The sequence below is a fragment of the Psychrobacter sp. AOP31-B2-9 genome (assembly GCF_052378005.1).
In the GTDB taxonomy this organism is placed as follows: Bacteria; Pseudomonadota; Gammaproteobacteria; order Pseudomonadales; family Moraxellaceae; genus Psychrobacter.
Map to the genome: position 1 here is coordinate 1 of NZ_JBQSXG010000378.1, position 267 is coordinate 267.

The following is a 267-nucleotide window of genomic DNA, read 5'->3' on the forward strand; positions in this document are numbered from 1 at the left end:
TACTGATAATCATCAGGATGTTCTTTGACATCATTGAGTAGCACGTCATCTGGTATTTTATAGGGTTTGGTTTGCCTGGTTGTTTTACTATGAACACGTCTCTTCCAGTTTTGTATGGTGGTTGGGCTGAGGTTATAGAATTTAGCTGCCTCGGCAAAGGTCATACCCTCGTCTAAGCTTTTTAGTACTTGTTTGCGGAAATCTAGTGAGTAAGTCATGGTCTTTATAATAACAATTGAATTTGTTAATTATTTTATAACATTTTTA

Annotated in this window: 1 protein-coding gene; it reads right to left on the bottom strand. The window is 35.6% G+C overall.

The window, feature by feature from the left end; all coding sequences use genetic code 11:
- The coding region (locus ACT3SX_RS15715; RefSeq protein ID WP_443539329.1) for an IS630 transposase-related protein at positions 1–218 on the bottom strand (218 nt) is incomplete at its 3' end.
- Between the last annotated feature and the right edge of the window lie 49 nt (positions 219–267).